The 16,796-nt window shown below is 57.8% G+C and carries 17 protein-coding genes; 7 read left to right on the plus strand and 10 right to left on the minus strand.

Annotation, left to right across the window (positions count from 1 at the left end; all coding sequences use genetic code 11):
• From cyoE to ABJM11_RS01355, 4 genes are read right to left on the minus strand one after another with little or no spacing between them, the layout of a single operon-like run.
• Positions 1 to 927 carry a heme o synthase gene (gene cyoE, locus ABJM11_RS01340; RefSeq protein WP_348294501.1) on the minus strand — a complete coding sequence of 309 codons (927 nt, stop codon included), beginning with the start codon at positions 925 to 927 and terminating at the stop codon, positions 1 to 3.
• Positions 924 to 2,030 carry a COX15/CtaA family protein gene (locus ABJM11_RS01345; RefSeq protein ID WP_348294502.1) on the minus strand — a complete coding sequence of 369 codons (1,107 nt, stop codon included), beginning with the start codon at positions 2,028 to 2,030 and terminating at the stop codon, positions 924 to 926. The genes cyoE and ABJM11_RS01345 overlap by 4 nt, the downstream gene beginning before the upstream one ends.
• Positions 2,031 to 2,054: 24 nt before the next feature.
• Positions 2,055 to 2,699, minus strand: a complete 645-nt coding sequence (locus ABJM11_RS01350) for a hypothetical protein (RefSeq protein WP_348294503.1) — start codon at positions 2,697 to 2,699, stop codon at positions 2,055 to 2,057.
• Positions 2,686 to 3,429: an SURF1 family protein gene (locus tag ABJM11_RS01355; RefSeq protein ID WP_348294504.1), complete on the minus strand. Its 744-nt coding sequence runs from the start codon at positions 3,427 to 3,429 to the stop codon at positions 2,686 to 2,688. The genes ABJM11_RS01350 and ABJM11_RS01355 overlap by 14 nt, the downstream gene beginning before the upstream one ends.
• Positions 3,430 to 3,479: 50 nt before the next feature.
• On the opposite strand from ABJM11_RS01355, the gene ABJM11_RS01360 reads away from it, so the two are divergent.
• Positions 3,480 to 3,683: a twin transmembrane helix small protein gene (locus ABJM11_RS01360; protein ID WP_150991319.1), complete on the plus strand. Its 204-nt coding sequence runs from the start codon at positions 3,480 to 3,482 to the stop codon at positions 3,681 to 3,683.
• 28 nt (positions 3,684 to 3,711) lie between these two features.
• Here the strand turns inward: ABJM11_RS01360 and ABJM11_RS01365 are convergent, their stop codons facing one another.
• The 3 genes from ABJM11_RS01365 to coxB all read right to left on the minus strand — a co-directional run bounded on the left by ABJM11_RS01365 (position 3,712) and on the right by coxB (position 7,476).
• Complete coding sequence (locus ABJM11_RS01365) at positions 3,712 to 4,599, minus strand: cytochrome c oxidase subunit 3 (RefSeq protein ID WP_348294505.1); 888 nt, start codon at positions 4,597 to 4,599, stop codon at positions 3,712 to 3,714.
• A gap of 61 nt (positions 4,600 to 4,660) precedes the next feature.
• Entirely contained in the window at positions 4,661 to 6,247 is a 1,587-nt protein-coding gene (gene ctaD / locus ABJM11_RS01370) for a cytochrome c oxidase subunit I (protein WP_348294507.1), read from the minus strand.
• Between the two features lie 104 nt (positions 6,248 to 6,351).
• A complete protein-coding gene (gene coxB, locus ABJM11_RS01375; protein ID WP_348294509.1) occupies positions 6,352 to 7,476 on the minus strand; it encodes a cytochrome c oxidase subunit II in 1,125 nt (374 codons plus the stop codon).
• A 263-nt stretch (positions 7,477 to 7,739) separates the two neighbouring features.
• Between coxB and ABJM11_RS01380 the strand changes: the two genes are divergently transcribed.
• The 3 genes from ABJM11_RS01380 to ABJM11_RS01390 all read left to right on the plus strand — a co-directional run bounded on the left by ABJM11_RS01380 (position 7,740) and on the right by ABJM11_RS01390 (position 10,321).
• Positions 7,740 to 9,011 (plus strand): MATE family efflux transporter, encoded by a 1,272-nt coding sequence (locus ABJM11_RS01380; RefSeq protein WP_348294511.1) that lies wholly within the window; start codon positions 7,740 to 7,742, stop codon positions 9,009 to 9,011.
• A gap of 204 nt (positions 9,012 to 9,215) precedes the next feature.
• Positions 9,216 to 9,863 (plus strand): hypothetical protein, encoded by a 648-nt coding sequence (locus tag ABJM11_RS01385; protein ID WP_348294512.1) that lies wholly within the window; start codon positions 9,216 to 9,218, stop codon positions 9,861 to 9,863.
• Positions 9,864 to 9,934: 71 nt separating this feature from the next.
• On the plus strand, positions 9,935 to 10,321 hold the full coding sequence (locus tag ABJM11_RS01390) for a DoxX family protein (RefSeq protein ID WP_348294513.1): 387 nt from the start codon (positions 9,935 to 9,937) through the stop codon (positions 10,319 to 10,321).
• A 2-nt stretch (positions 10,322 to 10,323) separates the two neighbouring features.
• On the opposite strand, the gene ABJM11_RS01395 is transcribed toward ABJM11_RS01390, so the two are convergent.
• Positions 10,324 to 12,069: a diguanylate cyclase gene (locus tag ABJM11_RS01395; protein WP_348294514.1), complete on the minus strand. Its 1,746-nt coding sequence runs from the start codon at positions 12,067 to 12,069 to the stop codon at positions 10,324 to 10,326.
• Positions 12,070 to 12,285: 216 nt separating this feature from the next.
• On the opposite strand from ABJM11_RS01395, the gene ABJM11_RS01400 reads away from it, so the two are divergent.
• From ABJM11_RS01400 to ABJM11_RS01410, 3 genes are all read left to right on the plus strand, one after another.
• Entirely contained in the window at positions 12,286 to 12,516 is a 231-nt protein-coding gene (locus ABJM11_RS01400; RefSeq protein WP_348294516.1) for a DUF1653 domain-containing protein, read from the plus strand.
• Between the two features lie 112 nt (positions 12,517 to 12,628).
• Positions 12,629 to 13,951 carry a Na+/H+ antiporter family protein gene (locus ABJM11_RS01405; RefSeq protein ID WP_348294517.1) on the plus strand — a complete coding sequence of 441 codons (1,323 nt, stop codon included), beginning with the start codon at positions 12,629 to 12,631 and terminating at the stop codon, positions 13,949 to 13,951.
• A gap of 57 nt (positions 13,952 to 14,008) precedes the next feature.
• Positions 14,009 to 14,164, plus strand: a complete 156-nt coding sequence (locus tag ABJM11_RS01410) for a hypothetical protein (RefSeq protein ID WP_348294519.1) — start codon at positions 14,009 to 14,011, stop codon at positions 14,162 to 14,164.
• Between the two features lie 136 nt (positions 14,165 to 14,300).
• Here ABJM11_RS01410 and ABJM11_RS01415 read toward each other — a convergent pair whose 3' ends face one another.
• Both ABJM11_RS01415 and prlC read right to left on the minus strand, forming a co-directional pair.
• Complete coding sequence (locus ABJM11_RS01415) at positions 14,301 to 14,555, minus strand: YheV family putative zinc ribbon protein (RefSeq protein WP_348294521.1); 255 nt, start codon at positions 14,553 to 14,555, stop codon at positions 14,301 to 14,303.
• 76 nt (positions 14,556 to 14,631) lie between these two features.
• Positions 14,632 to 16,677, minus strand: coding sequence for an oligopeptidase A (gene prlC / locus ABJM11_RS01420; protein WP_348294522.1), 2,046 nt, complete (start codon positions 16,675 to 16,677; stop codon positions 14,632 to 14,634).
• Positions 16,678 to 16,796 lie beyond the last annotated feature (119 nt).

Consider the following 16,796-nt stretch of genomic DNA (forward strand, 5'->3'; position numbering starts at 1 on the left):
TCAGAAAAACACAAAGTGATCGACAAGCAACACCACAAACAGTGCCATCAGATAGGTGATGGAGTATTTGAAGGTATTCAGTGCCACCCGGCGATCATCGCCTCTGAGCAGGCGCACGGCATATTGCAGGAACCGCAGGCCCAGAACCAGAGCACCCACCAGGTAGATCAGCCCGGACATGCCGGTGACAAATGGCAGCAGGCTGACGGCAAGCAGCATCAGGGTATAGAGCAGAATGTGCAGCTCGGTGTACTTGTTGCCATGGGTCACCGGCAGCATCGGTATGCCAGCCTTGGCGTACTCTTCCTTGCGGTGAATGGCCAGGGCCCAGAAATGCGGTGGGGTCCATGCAAAAATGATCAGCACCAGCAGCAGGCCATGACCTTCAATCTGTCCTGTCACTGCAGTCCAGCCCAGCAGGGGTGGCATGGCGCCGGCGAGTCCGCCGATGACGATGTTCTGGGGCGTCATGCGCTTGAGAAACAGGGTGTAGACGCCGGCATAGCCTACCAGTGATGCCAGCGTGAGCCAGGCTGTGAGGGCATTCACCTGCCACACCAGAACCACCATGCCCGAGACCGCCAGCACTGTAGCAAACGTCAGAGCGTCGAGTGGGGAGATCTTCCCGGTGGCAACGGGTCGCTTGCGGGTGCGGGCCATGACGGTGTCAATCTTCTGGTCCACTACGTGGTTAACCACAGCAGCGGCGCCCGCCAGCAAAGCGATGCCCAGGTTGCCATACACCAGAACCTCCCAGCCAGGAACACCCGGGGTGGCCAGTAACATGCCGATAACCGAGGTGAGAATCATCATCGCCACGACTCTGGGCTTGGTCAGCTCCAGGAAATCACGCCATGAAATGCTCGCAGAATCGGCTCTGCTATCAGTATTGCCCTGCGCCGGCAGTGCCTCAACACGCTCGCTCATGCCGTCACCTCTCGTTCAATTGTTGTAGTATGTGTTGCGTCCGCTGGCTGCGGCAGACCCTGCTGGTGAAAACGCCAGAGCAGGTTGATCACTGCCAGAAGCAATCCCGCACCCATTGCATTGTGCGCCACTGCCACCGACAGGGGAATATGAAATACGATGTTCGCCAGGCCCAGCGCTATCTGGGCCGCCAGCACCACGGCCACCAGTTGCACATGTCGCACCATGGGTGTCTGCTTCGTCCTGCGCCACAGTAATGCCAGAAATACCGTGAAGTACGCAAGTAATATCATTGCACCCACGCGATGGGTAACGTGAATCGCCACCCGCCCGTCCGCTGTCAGCTGGCCCCCCAGATAATTCGGGCCCACGTGCTGGGTAACATCAAATCCATGAGCGAAGTCCATGTCTGCAGGCCACCATTCACCCTGGCAGGTGGGCAGGTCCGTACAGGCTACCGCCGCGTAATTGGCGGCAGTCCACGCCCCGAGGGCTATCTGCATAACAACCAGAGCCAGGCCGCCGTATAGCCAGGGCCGGAAACGGTTTGGTTCACGGGTCACCCGCTTCACAGGCCCGATGGCGTCCCGCTGCTGTTTGCCCCGCAGTCGCAGGGTAAGAAGTGTCAGCATGCTCAGCGTGGTGAACCCACCAAGCAGGTGCAGGGCAACCACCTGCGGCCAGAGTTTCAGGGTAACTGTCCACATGCCGAACGCCCCCTGGAGTACGATGAACAAGGCGATGAACATCGGCAAGCGGAACGGTAAGCCTTCCCGGCGGTGACGGAAAGCAAAGGCTGCCAGACCGAACACCACCAGCCCCAGGAAACCGGCCGCGTAGCGATGAATCATCTCCGGCCAGCCTTTTTCCACATCTACCGGAGTGTCGGGGAACCTTGCGTTGGCAATGGCCATCCGTGCCTCATCCTGAGGAACGGTCAGGAATCCATAACACCCCGGCCAGTCAGGGCAGCCCAGACCGGCATCAACCAGCCGGGTCCAGGCGCCCAGCATGATGACCACGACCGCCAGTAAACTTGCCACCAGGGACCAGCGTGCCAGGATTCGGGCGTGGCGGGATGTGGTATTCCGGATGTCGTTCAACGGTGAATCTCCCGGCGGTAATGATTAGCCAATCTGCGACAGTTTCAACAAATGTTTGAGGTCTTCCAGCATGTCTTTACCGGTGTGCTCGTTGCCATAGTGCATGATGACATTGCCAAAAGGGTCCACAAGCAGGATACGAGGTGCTTGGTCCGGGCTGACGCCGGCGGGCCATTGGGGAGAACCGCCGCTGGCTATGCTCAGGCGTTCCATTGAGCTGTATTCCTCACCCCAACGCGCCGTCAGGTCATCGGACACAGAGCCTAGCCAGGCCGAGCGATTGACACGGTTGGCATTCTTGCCCAGGGCAATATTGACCTGGCGGGCACGGTACAGGAGCTCTTCGCAATCCGCCGCGCAAGTTCCGGACACGACCACCATCATCCACTCCGGATCGGTAGCCGCCGGACCGAAACGATCAGCGAGTGGCTTGCCACTGGCCCCTTCAAACTGCATCTGGCCCAAAGGAACCGGCGGCTGTATCAGTTCGCCATTGTTGCTGTGGCCAGTCGGGTTCAGCCAGCCGGTATAGTACATGATCGTTGCAAAAATCATCGGGCCAAAGCCGATGGCAAAAAGCAACAGTGCCGTTCGTCTGCCGCGGCGCACCTTTTCTGGGGAAACCGCCTCTTCCTGGTCGTGCTGGTCAATCTTCTCAGCCGTTGTCATTGTCGTCGTTGGCTCCTGTTTTGCGATAACTCGCTACCACCGTCAATATAACCAGTGCTGCGGCCAGTGAAAACCATTGCAATGCGTATCCGTAATGCGTCTGTGGCCCCATCATGTCCGGAGCCCAGTCTGCACGGTAGGCTCCGGGCTGTCCGGGGCCGGAAAGCCGCAGTACAAGTCCAGCCACGTCCGCCTGAACGGCCTGCGCCTGCTGATGAGAGAGGGACTGGGTTCGCCGTGGCCACTCCTCATTTTCGCCGCCAACGTCCTTGAGCACCGGCGGCTCGGGAAACTCGCTCAGTCGTCCCTGCAGGCGGACATCGCCTTCGGGCCGGCCGAGTTCCGGCAGTTCGTCGCGCCTCCGGGGCGCCTGTACCCAACCCCGGTTCACAACTACCGGGCGGCCCTGGTGAGGAAAAAATAATGTCAGTACCTCGTAGCCGGGCACACCATCCCGAGTACGGTTATCCAGAAGCCAGGACGTCTGCCCGTAACGCCCGGACACGCTGGCCGGTTGACCGGCCTCCAGGCCAGCACGCTCAAGCTCTGCCCAACTCAGGCTGACAGCTTCCTGCTCCCATTGCGCCAATTGCCGCTTCTTCTCCTGTGCCCGCTCGAGCTGCCAGACACCCAGGCTGAGTAGCAGTGGCAGGAACAGCCCGGCGAACAGCAAAAGCCGCCAGTCAAAATGCCACTGCCGGCGACGGGATTGATCAGCCGGATCAGACATGCTCTGCTATAGTGGTTTCTCGACCAATATTCCCGTAAACAGGATTGTCCATGCTGAAGTTTTTCATTGTCGTACTTATGTTGGCGGTTCTGGTGAGTCTGTTCAGCGGGCTGTTTTTCCTGATCAAGGATGGCGGGAAAACGAACCGTGTCCTGAATTCCCTGGCATTGCGGGTCGTACTGAGCGTTTTGCTGCTGGCCGTCATTCTGATTTCGTTATGGCAAGGGGGCCTGACGCTGAATCCGACCCCCTGATCCCTTCTCGTCCCCTTGTTCAGAACGTTCAGATCACGTAGACAAAGACGAAGAGTCCGAGCCAGACCACGTCCACAAAGTGCCAGTACCAGGCCGACGCTTCGAACCCGAAGTGGTTGTCGCCGGTGAAGTGCCCCTTGTGTATGCGTATCAGCATGATCGTGAGCATCAGGGTACCCAGTATTACGTGGGCGCCGTGGAAGCCGGTCAGCATGAAGAAGGTACTGCCATAAATGCCTGACCCGAGAGTCAGATTCAGGTCCTGATAGGCGTGAACGTATTCGTAGCCCTGGACACAGACGAAAATCAGCGCCAGCGCAATGGTGGCAGTGAGCCAGGTCTTGACCTTTTTGCGGTTGTCTTCCTTCAGGGCATGGTGCGCAACCGTAACCGTGAAAGAGGATGTGACCAGCAGAATGGTGTTGATCAACGGCAGGCCCCAGGGGCCGATGGTACCTTCCGGTGGCGGATAGGCCTCAGGGTTGGGCGTATTGATCAGTGGCCAGGTGGCCTGAAAACCTTCCCATAGCATGTTGGAACTGCCCCGATCCCCCTCACCGCCAAGCCACGGCAGCGCAAAGACCCGGGTATAGAACAGGGCGCCGAAGAAAGCGGCGAAAAACATCACTTCCGAGAAGATGAACCAGCTCATCCCCCAGCGGAAAGAGCGATCCATCTGCGGGCTGTACAACCCGGACCGGCTCTCCTTGATAACAGCGCCGAACCATCCGAACAGCATATAGGTCATTATGATGGCGCCAATGATGAACATCACCCAGGAAGCGGTGGTGCTTTCACCCTGATTGCTGTTCACCATAATAGAAGCCACACCGTAGAGGGTGACCCCCAGGCCGACCGTAGCCACAATCGGCCACTTGCTCTGTTCTGGAACGTAATACGTCTGGTTTTCCGCCATGACAATCTCCGATGGCTTATCCGTTATCGTTTGTTGTTGTGGTTGCCATTCAGCCCCGGTTTCACTTCACCTCCGGTGGCGTGGCGAAAGTGTGATAGGGCGCCGGAGAAGGCACCGTCCACTCAAGACCCTCGGCACCATCCCATGGCTTGGCAGACGCCTTTTCGCCGCCTTTCACGCACTTGACCACAATGACCAGGAACAGGATCTGGGTGGCGCCAAACATGAAGGCACCAATGCTGGACACCATGTTGAAATCGGCGAACTGCAGCGCGTAATCCGGGATTCGGCGCGGCATACCCGCCAGCCCGAGGAAGTGCATCGGGAAGAACGCCAGGTTCATGCCAATGAAAGACAGCCAGAAGTGGGTTTTTGCCAGGGTTTCGTCGTACATGTGACCTGTCCATTTGGGCAGCCAGAAGTAAGCCGAGGCAAAAATACCGAAGATCGCACCCGGTACCAGTACATAGTGGAAGTGGGCAACCACAAAGTAGGTGTCGTGGTACTGGAAGTCGGCCGGTGCGATCGCCAGCATCAGGCCGGAGAATCCGCCGATGGTGAACAGGATGACAAAGGCCACCGCGAACAGCATCGGCGCCTCGAACGTCAACGAGCCACGGAACATGGTCGCCACCCAGTTGAACACCTTTACCCCAGTGGGTACGGCAATCAGCATCGTGGCATACATGAAGAACAGCTGGCCGGCAATGGGGATACCCACTGTGAACATGTGGTGCGCCCAGACAACGAACGACAGCAGGGCAATGGCCCCGACGGCGTAAACCATCGAGGCGTAGCCAAAGAGGGGCTTGCGGGAGAACGCGGGGATAATATGCGACACCGCACCGAAGGCCGGCAGGATCATGATATACACCTCAGGGTGCCCGAAGAACCAGAACACATGCTGGAACAGTACCGGGTCGCCACCACCGGAGGCATCAAAGAAACTGGTGCCGAAGTTGATATCCATGAGCATCATGGTAACCACACCCGCCAGCACCGGCATGACAGCGATCAGCAGGAAAGCGGTGATCAGCCAGGTCCATACGAACAGGGGCATCTTCATCAGGGTCATGCCCGGTGCCCGCATGTTCAGTATCGTGGCAATGACGTTGATGGCGCCCATGATCGACGACACACCCATGATGTGGATCGCGAAGATGAAAAAGGTAGTGCTGGGTGGGCCATAGGTAGTGGACAGCGGTGCATAGAAGGTCCAGCCGAAGTTTGGCGCACCGCCCTGCATGAACAGAGTGGACACCAGAATCAGGAAGGCGCAGGGCAGCAACCAGAAGCTCCAGTTGTTCATCCGCGGCAAGGCCATGTCAGGTGCGCCCACCATCAGCGGTATCATCCAGTTGGCCAGGCCAACAAAGGCCGGCATAACCGCGCCGAACACCATAATCAGACCGTGCATGGTGGTCATCTGATTAAAGAATTCCGGCTCCACAATCTGCAGGCCAGGCTGGAAAAGCTCGGCCCGGATTACCATGGCCATGGCCCCGCCAAGCAGGAACATGGTGAAACTGAATATCAGGTACATGGACCCGATATCCTTGTGATTGGTCGTCAACAACCACCGTGTAATGCCCTTGGCAGGGCCGTGGTGATGATCGTCCTGGGCGTGGGTATCTGCAACCGCACTCATGAAAAACCCCCGTTACCGCCGTATTGTTCTGGCTGGTGATGTCATTAGTCTGGCGAAATTGGACGGGGCGGAATGACAGCAAACTGCCCATTCCGCCCGGTTAATCATTCCTGATTCTTGTACTCGAATACTTCCTTCGGCGTCACCATTTCACCGGTGTCATTACCCCAGGCGTTCCGCTCATAGGTAATGACAGCCGCCAGATCCACCTCGCTGAGCTGGTCGCCAAAGGCCTGCATCGCAGTTCCGGAAACGCCGTTCACCACTATATCCATATGGGCATCCATGTCTTCGGTCGCGACCTTGCTGCCCTTGAGCGCCGGGAATGCTGGTGGGGCACCGCTACCGTCAGCCTGGTGACAGGAGGCACAGGCACTGGCGTAAGCCTTCTCGCCACGCTCCATCAACTCGTCCAGGGTCCAGTCCTTCTCGGTCAGTTCGCGCTCACGCTGGGCGGCTTCTTTCTGCTCAGCCACCCAGGCATCGTATTCGTCCTGCGGGACAGCTTTTACAACGACCGGCATGAAACCGTGTTTCACGCCACATAGCTCGGTGCACTGGCCACGGTAAATGCCCGGCTCATCAACTCTGGTCCAGGCTTCGTTGATAAAGCCCGGAATCGCGTCTTTCTTGACGCCAAACTCGGGAACCCACCAGGAGTGAATGACGTCGTTCGCGGTCAGCAGCAGACGAATCTTTGCACCGACCGGCACCACCATTGGATTATCGACATCCAGCAGATAGTTCTCGGACTTTCTGGTGCGGTTGTAAATCTCGTCGTCGCTGGTACTGATGTTGGAGAAGTAGCCGAACTCATCATCGATATAGTCGTACTTCCAGCGCCATTGGTAACCGGTGACCTTGATATCGACATCGGCTTCGGTGGTGTCGTACATGTCGACCAGTGTCGCAGTGGCGGGAATGGCCATCACTACGAGAATCACCAGAGGGATGATCGTCCACAGAATCTCTACCAGAGTATTCTCGTGGAAGTTGGCCGGTTTACGCCCCGAGGATTTGCGGTGGGCAAATATGGACCAGAACATGATCCCAAAGACCACAACGCCGATGACGACGCAGATCCACAGGATGGTCATGTGAAGGCTGAAGATTTCGTTACTGGTACCGGTGACCCCGGGACTCATGTTCAGCGTCCAGTCCGCCATGGACAACGCTGGCGTCATAAGTCCGCCCAAGAGGACACCTGCCCGCTTAGCGTGCACGCGCATAATACTGTGTCTCCACAGAGTGTTATTCTTGTCGGATTTTGCGTCCAATCCCTCTGTTCCTGACAGTGCTCGCACACACTATTGGAGCCAGAGTGGAAGTCTGCTATGGATAATTCACGCATAAGTATAGACACAGATCAAAAAAATGCGAAAGTCCGAGTAGCCATTAATCGACTAAAGAAGGAACTTTTTTCATTTCCATAGAATCGCCGCTGAAACTCGCCACCCCAGATCGCAGGCTCTGGGCACTGGCCTGGCCCTTGATGCTCACGAACCTCACTGTACCGCTTCTGGGCCTGGTGGACACGGCCGTGCTTGGTCATCTCGAGAGCCCTGAATACCTGGGGGCTGTCGCGGTGGGCGCAAATCTCTTCAGCATTCTGTACTGGACCTTCGGTTTCATGCGGATGGGCACAACCGGGCTTGCAGCCCAGGCCTGGGGTAAACGCGACGAATTCGCCCAGATTGCTCTGCTTCTGCGGTCAGTGCTGCTGGCCACTGCAATCGGCCTGCTACTCATTCTGGTCCACCAACCCCTGATTCGCCTGGGGCTTGAGCTGATGAATCCCAGCGAAGGAGTAGCGGCACTTGCTGCGGAGTACGCCAGCATCCGTATCTGGAGCGCACCAGCGGTACTGTGCCAGTACACGCTGGTGGGCTGGCTGATCGGCACCCAATTACCCAGGGGGCCGATGGTGATGCTGATTGTGGCCAATGGCCTCAATATTGTTCTGGATATACTCTTCGTCACCGGCTTTGGCTGGAATAGTCGGGGCGTCGCCATGGCCACGGTGATGGCTGAATACTCCGCAGCGGCCATTGGTTTTCGCATGGTGCTGTTGCGTATGCCGGCAGGTCAGGGCTTCAGCCGTGCCCTGTTCGGCCAGCTGACTGACTACCTGAAAATACTGCGGGTGAACCGGTACATCATGGTGCGCACCATCGCGCTGCTGCTGGTGCTTGCGTTTTTTACCGCCCAGGGAGCACGGCAGGGCGACACCATACTGGCCGCCAATGCGGTACTGATCACCTTCCTGCTGGTGATCTCCAACGGCCTGGACGGCTTTGCCAACGCCGCCGAAGCCCTGATTGGAGAGGCCGTCGGCAAGAACAACCGCCGGCAGTTCCACCAGGTGTTCCGGGTGGCTTTCCGTTGGTCCCTGTGGGGCTCGATACTGTTCACGGTGGCGTTCGTACTCGGCGGGCGCTTCCTGATCAGCCTGCTGACCGGTATTGAGGAAGTAAGAACGACTGCCTGGCTCTACTTGCCCTGGCTTTGGATGCTGCCACTGGCTTCTGTATGGGGGTTTCTGCTGGATGGCGTTTTTATCGGCGCCACCCGCACCCGGGACATGCAGAACACCATGCTGTTTTCAGCACTGGCGGTGTTTCTGCCGGTGTGGTGGCTGACCACTGGCTGGGGAAACCATGGGCTCTGGTTCTCGCTGATCTGCCTGATGCTGGCACGCGCAGTCAGCATGGGGTTGCTTTTTCTTAGCCATTCGCGGCACGATCGGTGGTTTTCGCAACAATAACCCTGTGCCAGGTATACTAAATGAACATCCTGTTCAGGTTTTAATGTGGATGTCAGAGCAGCCTGCAAAAACTCGTCTACACTTGTGAGAAAAGGCAGGCATGTTGCGGTGGCCAGCCGCATCCCCGTGCCCCCAGACGACCCTATTCGTATAACGGGAGGCGCCTTGCGACCCCATTCCGTTCAGAGACCGGCATCTCCTGAAATGACACCAAAGGTTGTTCTCGACATTATTGATCAGGCACGCAGGCAGGAAGCCCGCTCCGGCACCTTCCTAGAGCAGATGCGGGAAAGGGCCGCGTCGTTGCCTGCCACAATCACTATCGATGGCTACCAGCCGGCCACCTGCCTGTTCCAGTTCGCCATCGAATACATTGAAATGGCGCCGCGACTGATCGAATGCGTGGAAGCCTGCGCCCGGGAAGCCGGCAAGGCAGAGCTGTTTGAACCCTTCGTGAACGCGGCAATCGGATACTTTACCCAGCCCTCGGTCCTTCTTGTCCGGTATGATGGCCTCGACGGACTTCTCATACGAGCCTACCTCTGCCATCGCCTGATGGAGGAAATGTACGAAAACAACCGTTCCACACGGGCCAGCGAGCTGGTAGACGTGGAAGCAACCCGCGCCAACCTGCTTGCCCATCAGCTGATCGGCGAACCTTTTGCCAATGAACTGGATCAGTCCATCACTGTGACTGTGTTGCAGATTGCCGGTACGCCGGACTATTACGAGCTGAATCTGGACCCCTTCGTAGAACAGACAAGGAACGCGGCATGGGACTGGATGAAGCACTACTGGGAAAACCTGCTGATCCGCAATCACATTCGTCTCTCCCTGGGGACAGGCCTGTAACTTTGAGCCTGGCCACAAACCGTTTAAGCTTGCCGGCTTATCCGTAATCCTTCGCTGACGGGAGATAGACGTTGCTGGAAAATGCAGACCTCGGAAAACTGATTGTTCGCCTCACCCTGGGGGGCCTGTTGCTGTTTCATGGCATCGCAAAGCTGTTCCACGGTGTGGGTTTTATCGAAGGCCAACTGGCCAGCCACGGTATTCCGGCATTTTTCGCCTGGGGAGTCCTGATCGGCGAGTTACTGGCACCACTGATGGTCATGCTTGGTTACCAGACCCGCATCGGCGCGTTGCTGATCGTCTTCAATATGCTGGTGGCGATTGCCCTGGTGCACAGCCACGAGCTGATGGCTCTGGGCAACAACGGAGGCTGGGCACTGGAACTGCAGGGGTTCTTCCTGTTCACCGCCATTGCGGTGATATTCCTCGGCCCTGGCCGCTACAAGCTGAAGAACTGACATTACAGGCCGGGAACCGTCCCGGCGCCGCTGTCCCGGAACACCATTACCCGGTTGCGGCCGGCATTCTTGGCCGCATAGAGGGCTTCATCGGCCCGGGCTATAAGGTCCGAAGGACGTCTCCCCGGGGCAGGTAGGATTGTCGCCACACCGAGACTGACTGAAAGGTTCAACTGCTTGGCCTGGTCATCTATGTGGACAGGCGTCTCTGCGACGGCCACTCGCAATCGCTCTGCCACACTGACGGCTCCTGCTTCCGGTGTGGCAGGTAGCAATACACTGAATTCTTCACCACCATACCGAGCCAGCAGGTCACCTGAGCGCTGGATTTCCTTCCCACACACCCGGGCAATAGTCACCAGGCAATCGTCCCCGGCCAGGTGGCCGTGGTCATCATTTACGCGCTTGAAATAATCAATATCCAGCAACACCATGCTGAGCGGGTGCCCCTGTCTCAGGGCCCGCTTCCACTCAGCTGACAGTTTCTCGTCAAAGCGACGGCGGTTGGCCACCCGCGTCAGGCCATCGGTAATGGAAACCGCCCTGAGCTGCTCGTTGGCCTGTTCCAGCTCTTCCGTGCGGGCCTGAACACGGGCCTCCAGCGTCTGGTTGGCCTTTCGCTGGACCTCCAGGGTATGTTCCTGAGCCTGAATCCGGCGCTGTCTTTCCAGATTAATGCGATAGGCCAGTGCAAATGACAAAAGAATCACCTCCACAGCTACGCCAATCTGCGGCGCTATCTCAGTCAGGGCATTGGTCGGAATCAGGCCGATCTTGCTGATGGCCATTACCAGGTGACCCAGAAGCAGCGGTGTCCAGGCCACAACATAGAAACCAGCCAGTACCTGCCCCCGGTACCAGACGGCCAGGCCCATTAACCACGTCAGTGGCGTAACCGCCGCTGCGATCAAACTGATGAGGGCGGTGGCGCTCTGATAACTGCCAGACAGACCATAAATAAAACAGCCGACACTTATCAGCGCAATCAGCTGAAGTAGTCGGTAAGCCACAGGACTGTATCGCCTCACTGCCAGAAAGCTCAGTGTGAACATGGCCGCGAAAAAGATGTTGGCCGAGATAGCCGGGGCCGTAAAATACCGGTTGATAACCGGAAGGTCGGGCCATAACCACTGGAAAACCAGGCCGTTAAAGTTAAGCAGCACCAGTGCCGAGGCAATAACCGTGAGCACATACCACAAGTACGCCAGGTGCCTGACAATCACGAAGATGAACAGGTTGTACAGTGCCATGGCAACCATGATGCCCAGAAACAGCGCCTGCCAGCCATAATCCAGTTGCTCAGCTGCCAGGAAGTCGGCCGAGGATATGACACGCACCGGTATCTGCACCGAACCTTCGCTGCGAACACGCACATACGCTGTGGCAGGCTGAGTATTCGACGGCACCAGAAAGACGAAATTACGGTGATAGATGGGACGGGAACCAAACGCCCGGCTATCGCCGGTAAGGTGGCGTTCCACCTGCTTACCATCAACGAACCAGTAAACCCGGACATCATCCAGCAGCGGATAACCAATTTCCAGCAAGCGGTTGAAGGGCTCCGCCGGCACCTCCACCCGCAGCCAGAAACTGCTGTTGCTGAAGCCGAAATTCAGGGTTTCATCCTCGGCTGCTGGCCGCCATTGCGATTCGGGCAATGCCCGGATATCCTCGATACCCGTCTCCGGTTCCGGAGCTTCCACCCAGGCGACGGCAGCACTTGTCGCAAGCGCCGGGGCAGGCGCCATCAATAGCGCCAGAAGTACTAATCGCCAGAATTGGCAAGCAACAGGAAACCCCATAATACCGTCTTACCCGGAACCGGAAAACTCAACTAGACTGACGAAGCCAACAACCAGTCACGCTGCCTCCCTGCGCTTTATCAGTGTCAGTCTATACGGATACGGGGAGTATGTCCGCACCGCAAAACGCGTAGCCTTACGCTACGCGTGGAGAAGAATACAATGACCGACAAGAAACCGGAACTCCGTCTTGGCCGATACCGCCACTACAAGGGCATGGATTACGAAGTCATCGGTGTTGCCCGCCACAGCGAAACTGACGAACAGATGGTTGTCTACCGCTGCCTCTACGGGGATTACAGCCTATGGGTAAGGCCGCTGACGATGTTCCGCGAAACCGTGGAGATGGCCGGCGAGCAGGTTCCACGTTTTGCCTTCGTAGGCGACAAGTAACGGTTATCACGGTTTTGACTGCAGCACCCATTTCCGGCACATTAGCGCGCTTTCCAGAACCGCCCGCTGCTTCAGGGCACTGAAAGCCACCCCCGAAATCCCGGAGTTTGCCATGAATGCCGTTGTTGCTGCGGTAGCTATCATGCTCGTCCTGAGTTTGTGCCGCATTCACGTTGTTGTTGCCCTTATCATCGGCGCCGTTTCCGGCGGCCTGATCAGCGGCCTGTCCCTGGACGCCACCATCGCCGCCTTTAACGAAGGCCTCGGGGGCGGCGCAACTGTCGCGCTGTCCTATGCCACTCTAGGCGCGTTTGCCGTGGCCATTGGTAAATCCGGCCTCGCCCACGCCCTGGCCGACAAGGCCCTGGCCCTGGTAGGCCGGCAGGATGACGGTAAGGCCGCCGGTGGTATACGCCTGCTGATTATTGGTCTGCTACTGGCCATCGCCATGTCGTCCCAGAACATCCTGCCGATCCACATTGCCTTCATCCCGCTGGTGGTTCCGCCCCTGCTGTACGTGATGGCAAAGCTGAATATGGACCGTCGCCTGGTGGCTTGTGTACTGACCTTCGGCCTGATTACCCCGTACATGTTCTTGCCTGTGGGTTTTGGCGGCATCTACCTGAACGAAATCCTGCTGGCGAACGTAGGCGAGAATGGCGTCGACGCCACCGACCTGAACGTCATGTCCGCCATGGCCCTGCCAGCCCTGGGCATGCTCTGTGGCCTGGTGGTGGCGGTTTTCTTCAGCTACCGCGGCGGCCGGCACTACAACCTGGACGCCATCGCCCGCACCGAACGGGTGGATGTGAAATACAGCAGGGGCACTCTGTTCATGGCCCTGATCGCCATTGTGACGGCGTTCGTGGTGCAGCTTTGGCTGGGTTCAATGATTCTCGGGGCGCTGGCGGGCTTCGTGCTATTCAATCTTTCCGGTGTGGTGAAGTGGAAAGAGGCGGATGACCTGTTCACCGAAGGCATGAAAATGCTGGCGATGATCGGTTTCATCATGATCGCCGCTTCCGGTTTTGCGGAAGTGATGCGCGAAACCGGCGACATTGCCACCCTGGTGGAAAGCTCGGTCGGAGCTATTGGCGACAACAGGGCCCTGGCAGCCTTGCTGATGCTGGTGGTAGGCCTGCTGATCACCATGGGCATTGGTTCCTCGTTCTCCACCATCCCCATCATCGCCGCCCTCTACGTGCCTCTTGCACTGGAACTGGGTTTCAGCCCCCTGGCCATCGTGGCCCTGGTTGGCACCGCCGGCGCCCTGGGCGACGCCGGTTCCCCGGCCTCCGATTCCACCCTCGGCCCCACTGCCGGCCTCAACGTCGACGGCCAGCACAACCACATCTGGGGCACGGTGGTGCCTACGTTCCTGCACTACAACCTGCCTTTGCTGGGCTTTGGGTGGTTGGCGGCCATGGTTCTTTGAGGCTGGGAGTTGCCTACTTTTTGTAGCCTGCTTGTTTTTGGGGGCCTGGAGGGCGTCGTGATGCTTTCTGCCGGGAAAAAGAACTCGCTGCGCTCAGACACCTTTTTCCCGGCAGAAAGCACCCCAACACCCTCCGGTTTGAACCACGAGGATATCGCCTTGCAAAACAAGCTCTCGGTTTACCCAAGCGATATTGACGGGGTTCGTTCGTGAGGGGGTAGGGGGATTTTTACTCGCCAGAAATGGGTGTCTGAGCACAGCGAGTTCCATTTCAAGAGTAAAAAACTCCCCCTGCCCCCTCGCAGCCCCAATTCAAGCAGGCTAAAAACGAGGGCAACCACCAAAAGCTTCAGTCTTCCTCGCTGGACTTGAAAAACACCACCTGTTTGACCGTATGGTCGTCCTCGTTGCCGCGTTTGTTAACGCGGGTTTCCAGTTCGGGATTGACCGGCGGCGTGGGGGTATCAGACACCGCATCGGTGAAACCGCAGGCCACGCATTCGCGGACCTGGTCTTCATCGTCGGTGGTGTACATCATGATCTTGTCCATCTCGGCACAGCGGGGGCAGACAGCGCCGGCAATGAAGCGTTTTGGGGTTGGCATGATCATACTCCGCAATATCTTTCCGGTGTCGGATCAGGCCCCAGGGCATAACCCGACACACCAGCTTCCAGTCAAATCACGCAGCGTCGTCCGTAATACCGCTTTGCTTCAACAACGCATCCACCTGCGGCTCGCGCCCACGGAATGCCTTGAACAGTTCCATCGGTTCCTGGGAACCGCCTTTTTCAAGGATGTTCTGCAGAAACGCCTTGCCGGTTTCCGGATTAAAGATGCCACGCTCCTCGAACAATGAGAACGCATCCGCAGCCAGCACTTCGGCCCATTTGTAGCTGTAATAGCCTGCTGCGTAACCACCCGCAAAGATATGGGAAAAGCCGTTGGGGAAACGGTTGAACGCCGGGGCTTCCACCACGGCTATTTCGCTGCGTACCTTGCGATGCATGTCCAGCGGATTGGTGGGGGCTTCCTCGGTGAATTCCGCATGCAGGCGGAAGTCGAACAACGAGAATTCCAGCTGCCGCACCATGGCCATGCCGGACTGGAAGTTTTTGGCGGCCAGCAGTTTCTGCAGCAGGTCCTCTGGTAAGGGCTCGCCGGTTTCGTGGTGCGATGCGATCAGGGCCAGGGAGTCCGGGTTCCAGCACCAGTTTTCCAGGAACTGGCTCGGCAGCTCCACCGCGTCCCAGGCCACGCCATTAATGCCGGAAACGTCCAGCACGTCCACCTGCGTCAGCATATGGTGCAAGCCATGGCCGAATTCGTGGAACATGGTGGTGACTTCGTCATGGGTCAGCAACGACGGCTTGCCGTTGACCGGCGGCGTGAAGTTACAGGTCAGGAAGGCGACCGGCAGCTGCAACTGCCCACGCAGGTTGCGCCAGCGTACCCGGCAGTCGGCCATCCAGGCGCCGCCGCGTTTGCCCTGGCGGGCGAACAGGTCGAGGTAGAACCAGGCAAGCGGTTCACCGTTGCGGCTGATGCAATAGGCAGTGGCATCCGGGTGCCAGGTTTCCACCTCAGGTTTCGCTTCAATCTGTACGTCGAACAGTTTTTCCGCAACGGCGAACAGGCCGGGGACCACTTTGTCTACCGGGAACCACGGACGCAGGGTTTCCGGGGAGATATCGTAGCGTTCCTGACGCAGCTTTTCGCTGTAATAGCCGATGTCCCAGGCCTGCAGATCATCAACACCGTGGGTGTCTTTGGCGAACGCCTTCAGCTCGGCAAACTCGCGCTCGGCCATGGGTTTGGACTTGCCAGCCAACTGATTCAGGAAATCGAGAACCTCATCCACGCTGCGGGCCATCTTGGTGGCCAGGGATCGCTCGGCGTAATTGTTGAAGCCCAGTAACTTTGCCATGGCATGACGGCGCTTGAGAATTTCCGCCATCACCGGCGTATTGTCCCAGGTGCCGGCGTCCGGCCCCATGTCGGATGCGCGGGTGACGAAGGCTTCGTAGACTTCCCGCCGCAGGTCCCGGTTGTCACAGTAGGTCATCACCGGGTAAAAACTGGGGAAATCGAGCGTGATCACATAGCCGTCCAGATCCTTTTGCTGCGCTGCCTGTTTCGCGCCATCAAGCGCGGTCTCAGGCACACCCGCCAGTTCCTCCACGTTGGTGATGTGCTTGTACCAGTGCTGGGTGGCATCCAGCACGTTGTCACTGAAGCGGTTGGACAGCTCCGACAGCTCCATGGAAAGATCCGCGTACTGCTTTTTCTTCTCCGGCGGCAGGTCGACACCCCCGAGGTGGAAATCCCGCAGAGTGTTGTCCACCGATTTGCGCTGGGCTTCACTCAGCCCTTTGTATTCATCGCTTGCTGCCAGTTTTTTGTAGGCTTCGCAAAGTTCGGCGTTCTGGCTTAGTTCGGTGCTGTATTCGGTGAGTTTTTCCAGGCAGTTTTTGTACACCTTGCGCAGATCATCATTGTTCATCACGCCATTGAGGTGCGAAATAACCGACCAGGCTCTTTCCAGCCGGTCTTCGGTGGCCTGCATGGGTTGGGCCAAAGTCTCCCAGGTGGGCTCATCCTGCTGGGCCAGTTGGGCGATTTTCACGCGGTTCTCGCTGAGAATCTGGTCGATTGCCGTTTCCATGTGCTCAGTGCGAACATGGTCAAACTTGGGCAACAGGTCGTTGGTCAATAACGGGTTATTCATAAGTCCCCTTCTCAGCTCCGGGTGTCTAAGGTAATTTGAGATAACTCCAATGCTTGGGGAGTCTCTGGGGGGGGGCTTTCCAAAACTGTGCGGAGCCATGGATGGCGGAGCTCAAGCGC

Source organism: Marinobacter sp., assembly GCF_039977835.1.
Classification (GTDB): domain Bacteria; phylum Pseudomonadota; class Gammaproteobacteria; order Pseudomonadales; family Oleiphilaceae; genus Marinobacter.

Coding starts and splice junctions, on each gene's coding strand:
- cyoE (WP_348294501.1), bottom strand. CDS start 927: ATGAGCGAGCGTGTTGAGGCACTGCCGGCGCAGGGCAATACTGATAGC.
- ABJM11_RS01350 (WP_348294503.1), bottom strand. CDS start 2,699: ATGACAACGGCTGAGAAGATTGACCAGCACGACCAGGAAGAGGCGGTT.
- ABJM11_RS01355 (WP_348294504.1), bottom strand. CDS start 3,429: ATGTCTGATCCGGCTGATCAATCCCGTCGCCGGCAGTGGCATTTTGAC.
- ABJM11_RS01360 (WP_150991319.1), top strand. CDS start 3,480: ATGCTGAAGTTTTTCATTGTCGTACTTATGTTGGCGGTTCTGGTGAGT.
- ABJM11_RS01365 (WP_348294505.1), bottom strand. CDS start 4,599: ATGGCGGAAAACCAGACGTATTACGTTCCAGAACAGAGCAAGTGGCCG.
- ctaD (WP_348294507.1), bottom strand. CDS start 6,247: ATGAGTGCGGTTGCAGATACCCACGCCCAGGACGATCATCACCACGGC.
- coxB (WP_348294509.1), bottom strand. CDS start 7,476: ATGCGCGTGCACGCTAAGCGGGCAGGTGTCCTCTTGGGCGGACTTATG.
- ABJM11_RS01380 (WP_348294511.1), top strand. CDS start 7,740: ATGCTCACGAACCTCACTGTACCGCTTCTGGGCCTGGTGGACACGGCC.
- ABJM11_RS01385 (WP_348294512.1), top strand. CDS start 9,216: ATGACACCAAAGGTTGTTCTCGACATTATTGATCAGGCACGCAGGCAG.
- ABJM11_RS01395 (WP_348294514.1), bottom strand. CDS start 12,069: ATGGCGCCTGCCCCGGCGCTTGCGACAAGTGCTGCCGTCGCCTGGGTG.
- ABJM11_RS01400 (WP_348294516.1), top strand. CDS start 12,286: ATGACCGACAAGAAACCGGAACTCCGTCTTGGCCGATACCGCCACTAC.
- ABJM11_RS01405 (WP_348294517.1), top strand. CDS start 12,629: ATGAATGCCGTTGTTGCTGCGGTAGCTATCATGCTCGTCCTGAGTTTG.
- ABJM11_RS01415 (WP_348294521.1), bottom strand. CDS start 14,555: ATGCCAACCCCAAAACGCTTCATTGCCGGCGCTGTCTGCCCCCGCTGT.
- prlC (WP_348294522.1), bottom strand. CDS start 16,677: ATGAATAACCCGTTATTGACCAACGACCTGTTGCCCAAGTTTGACCAT.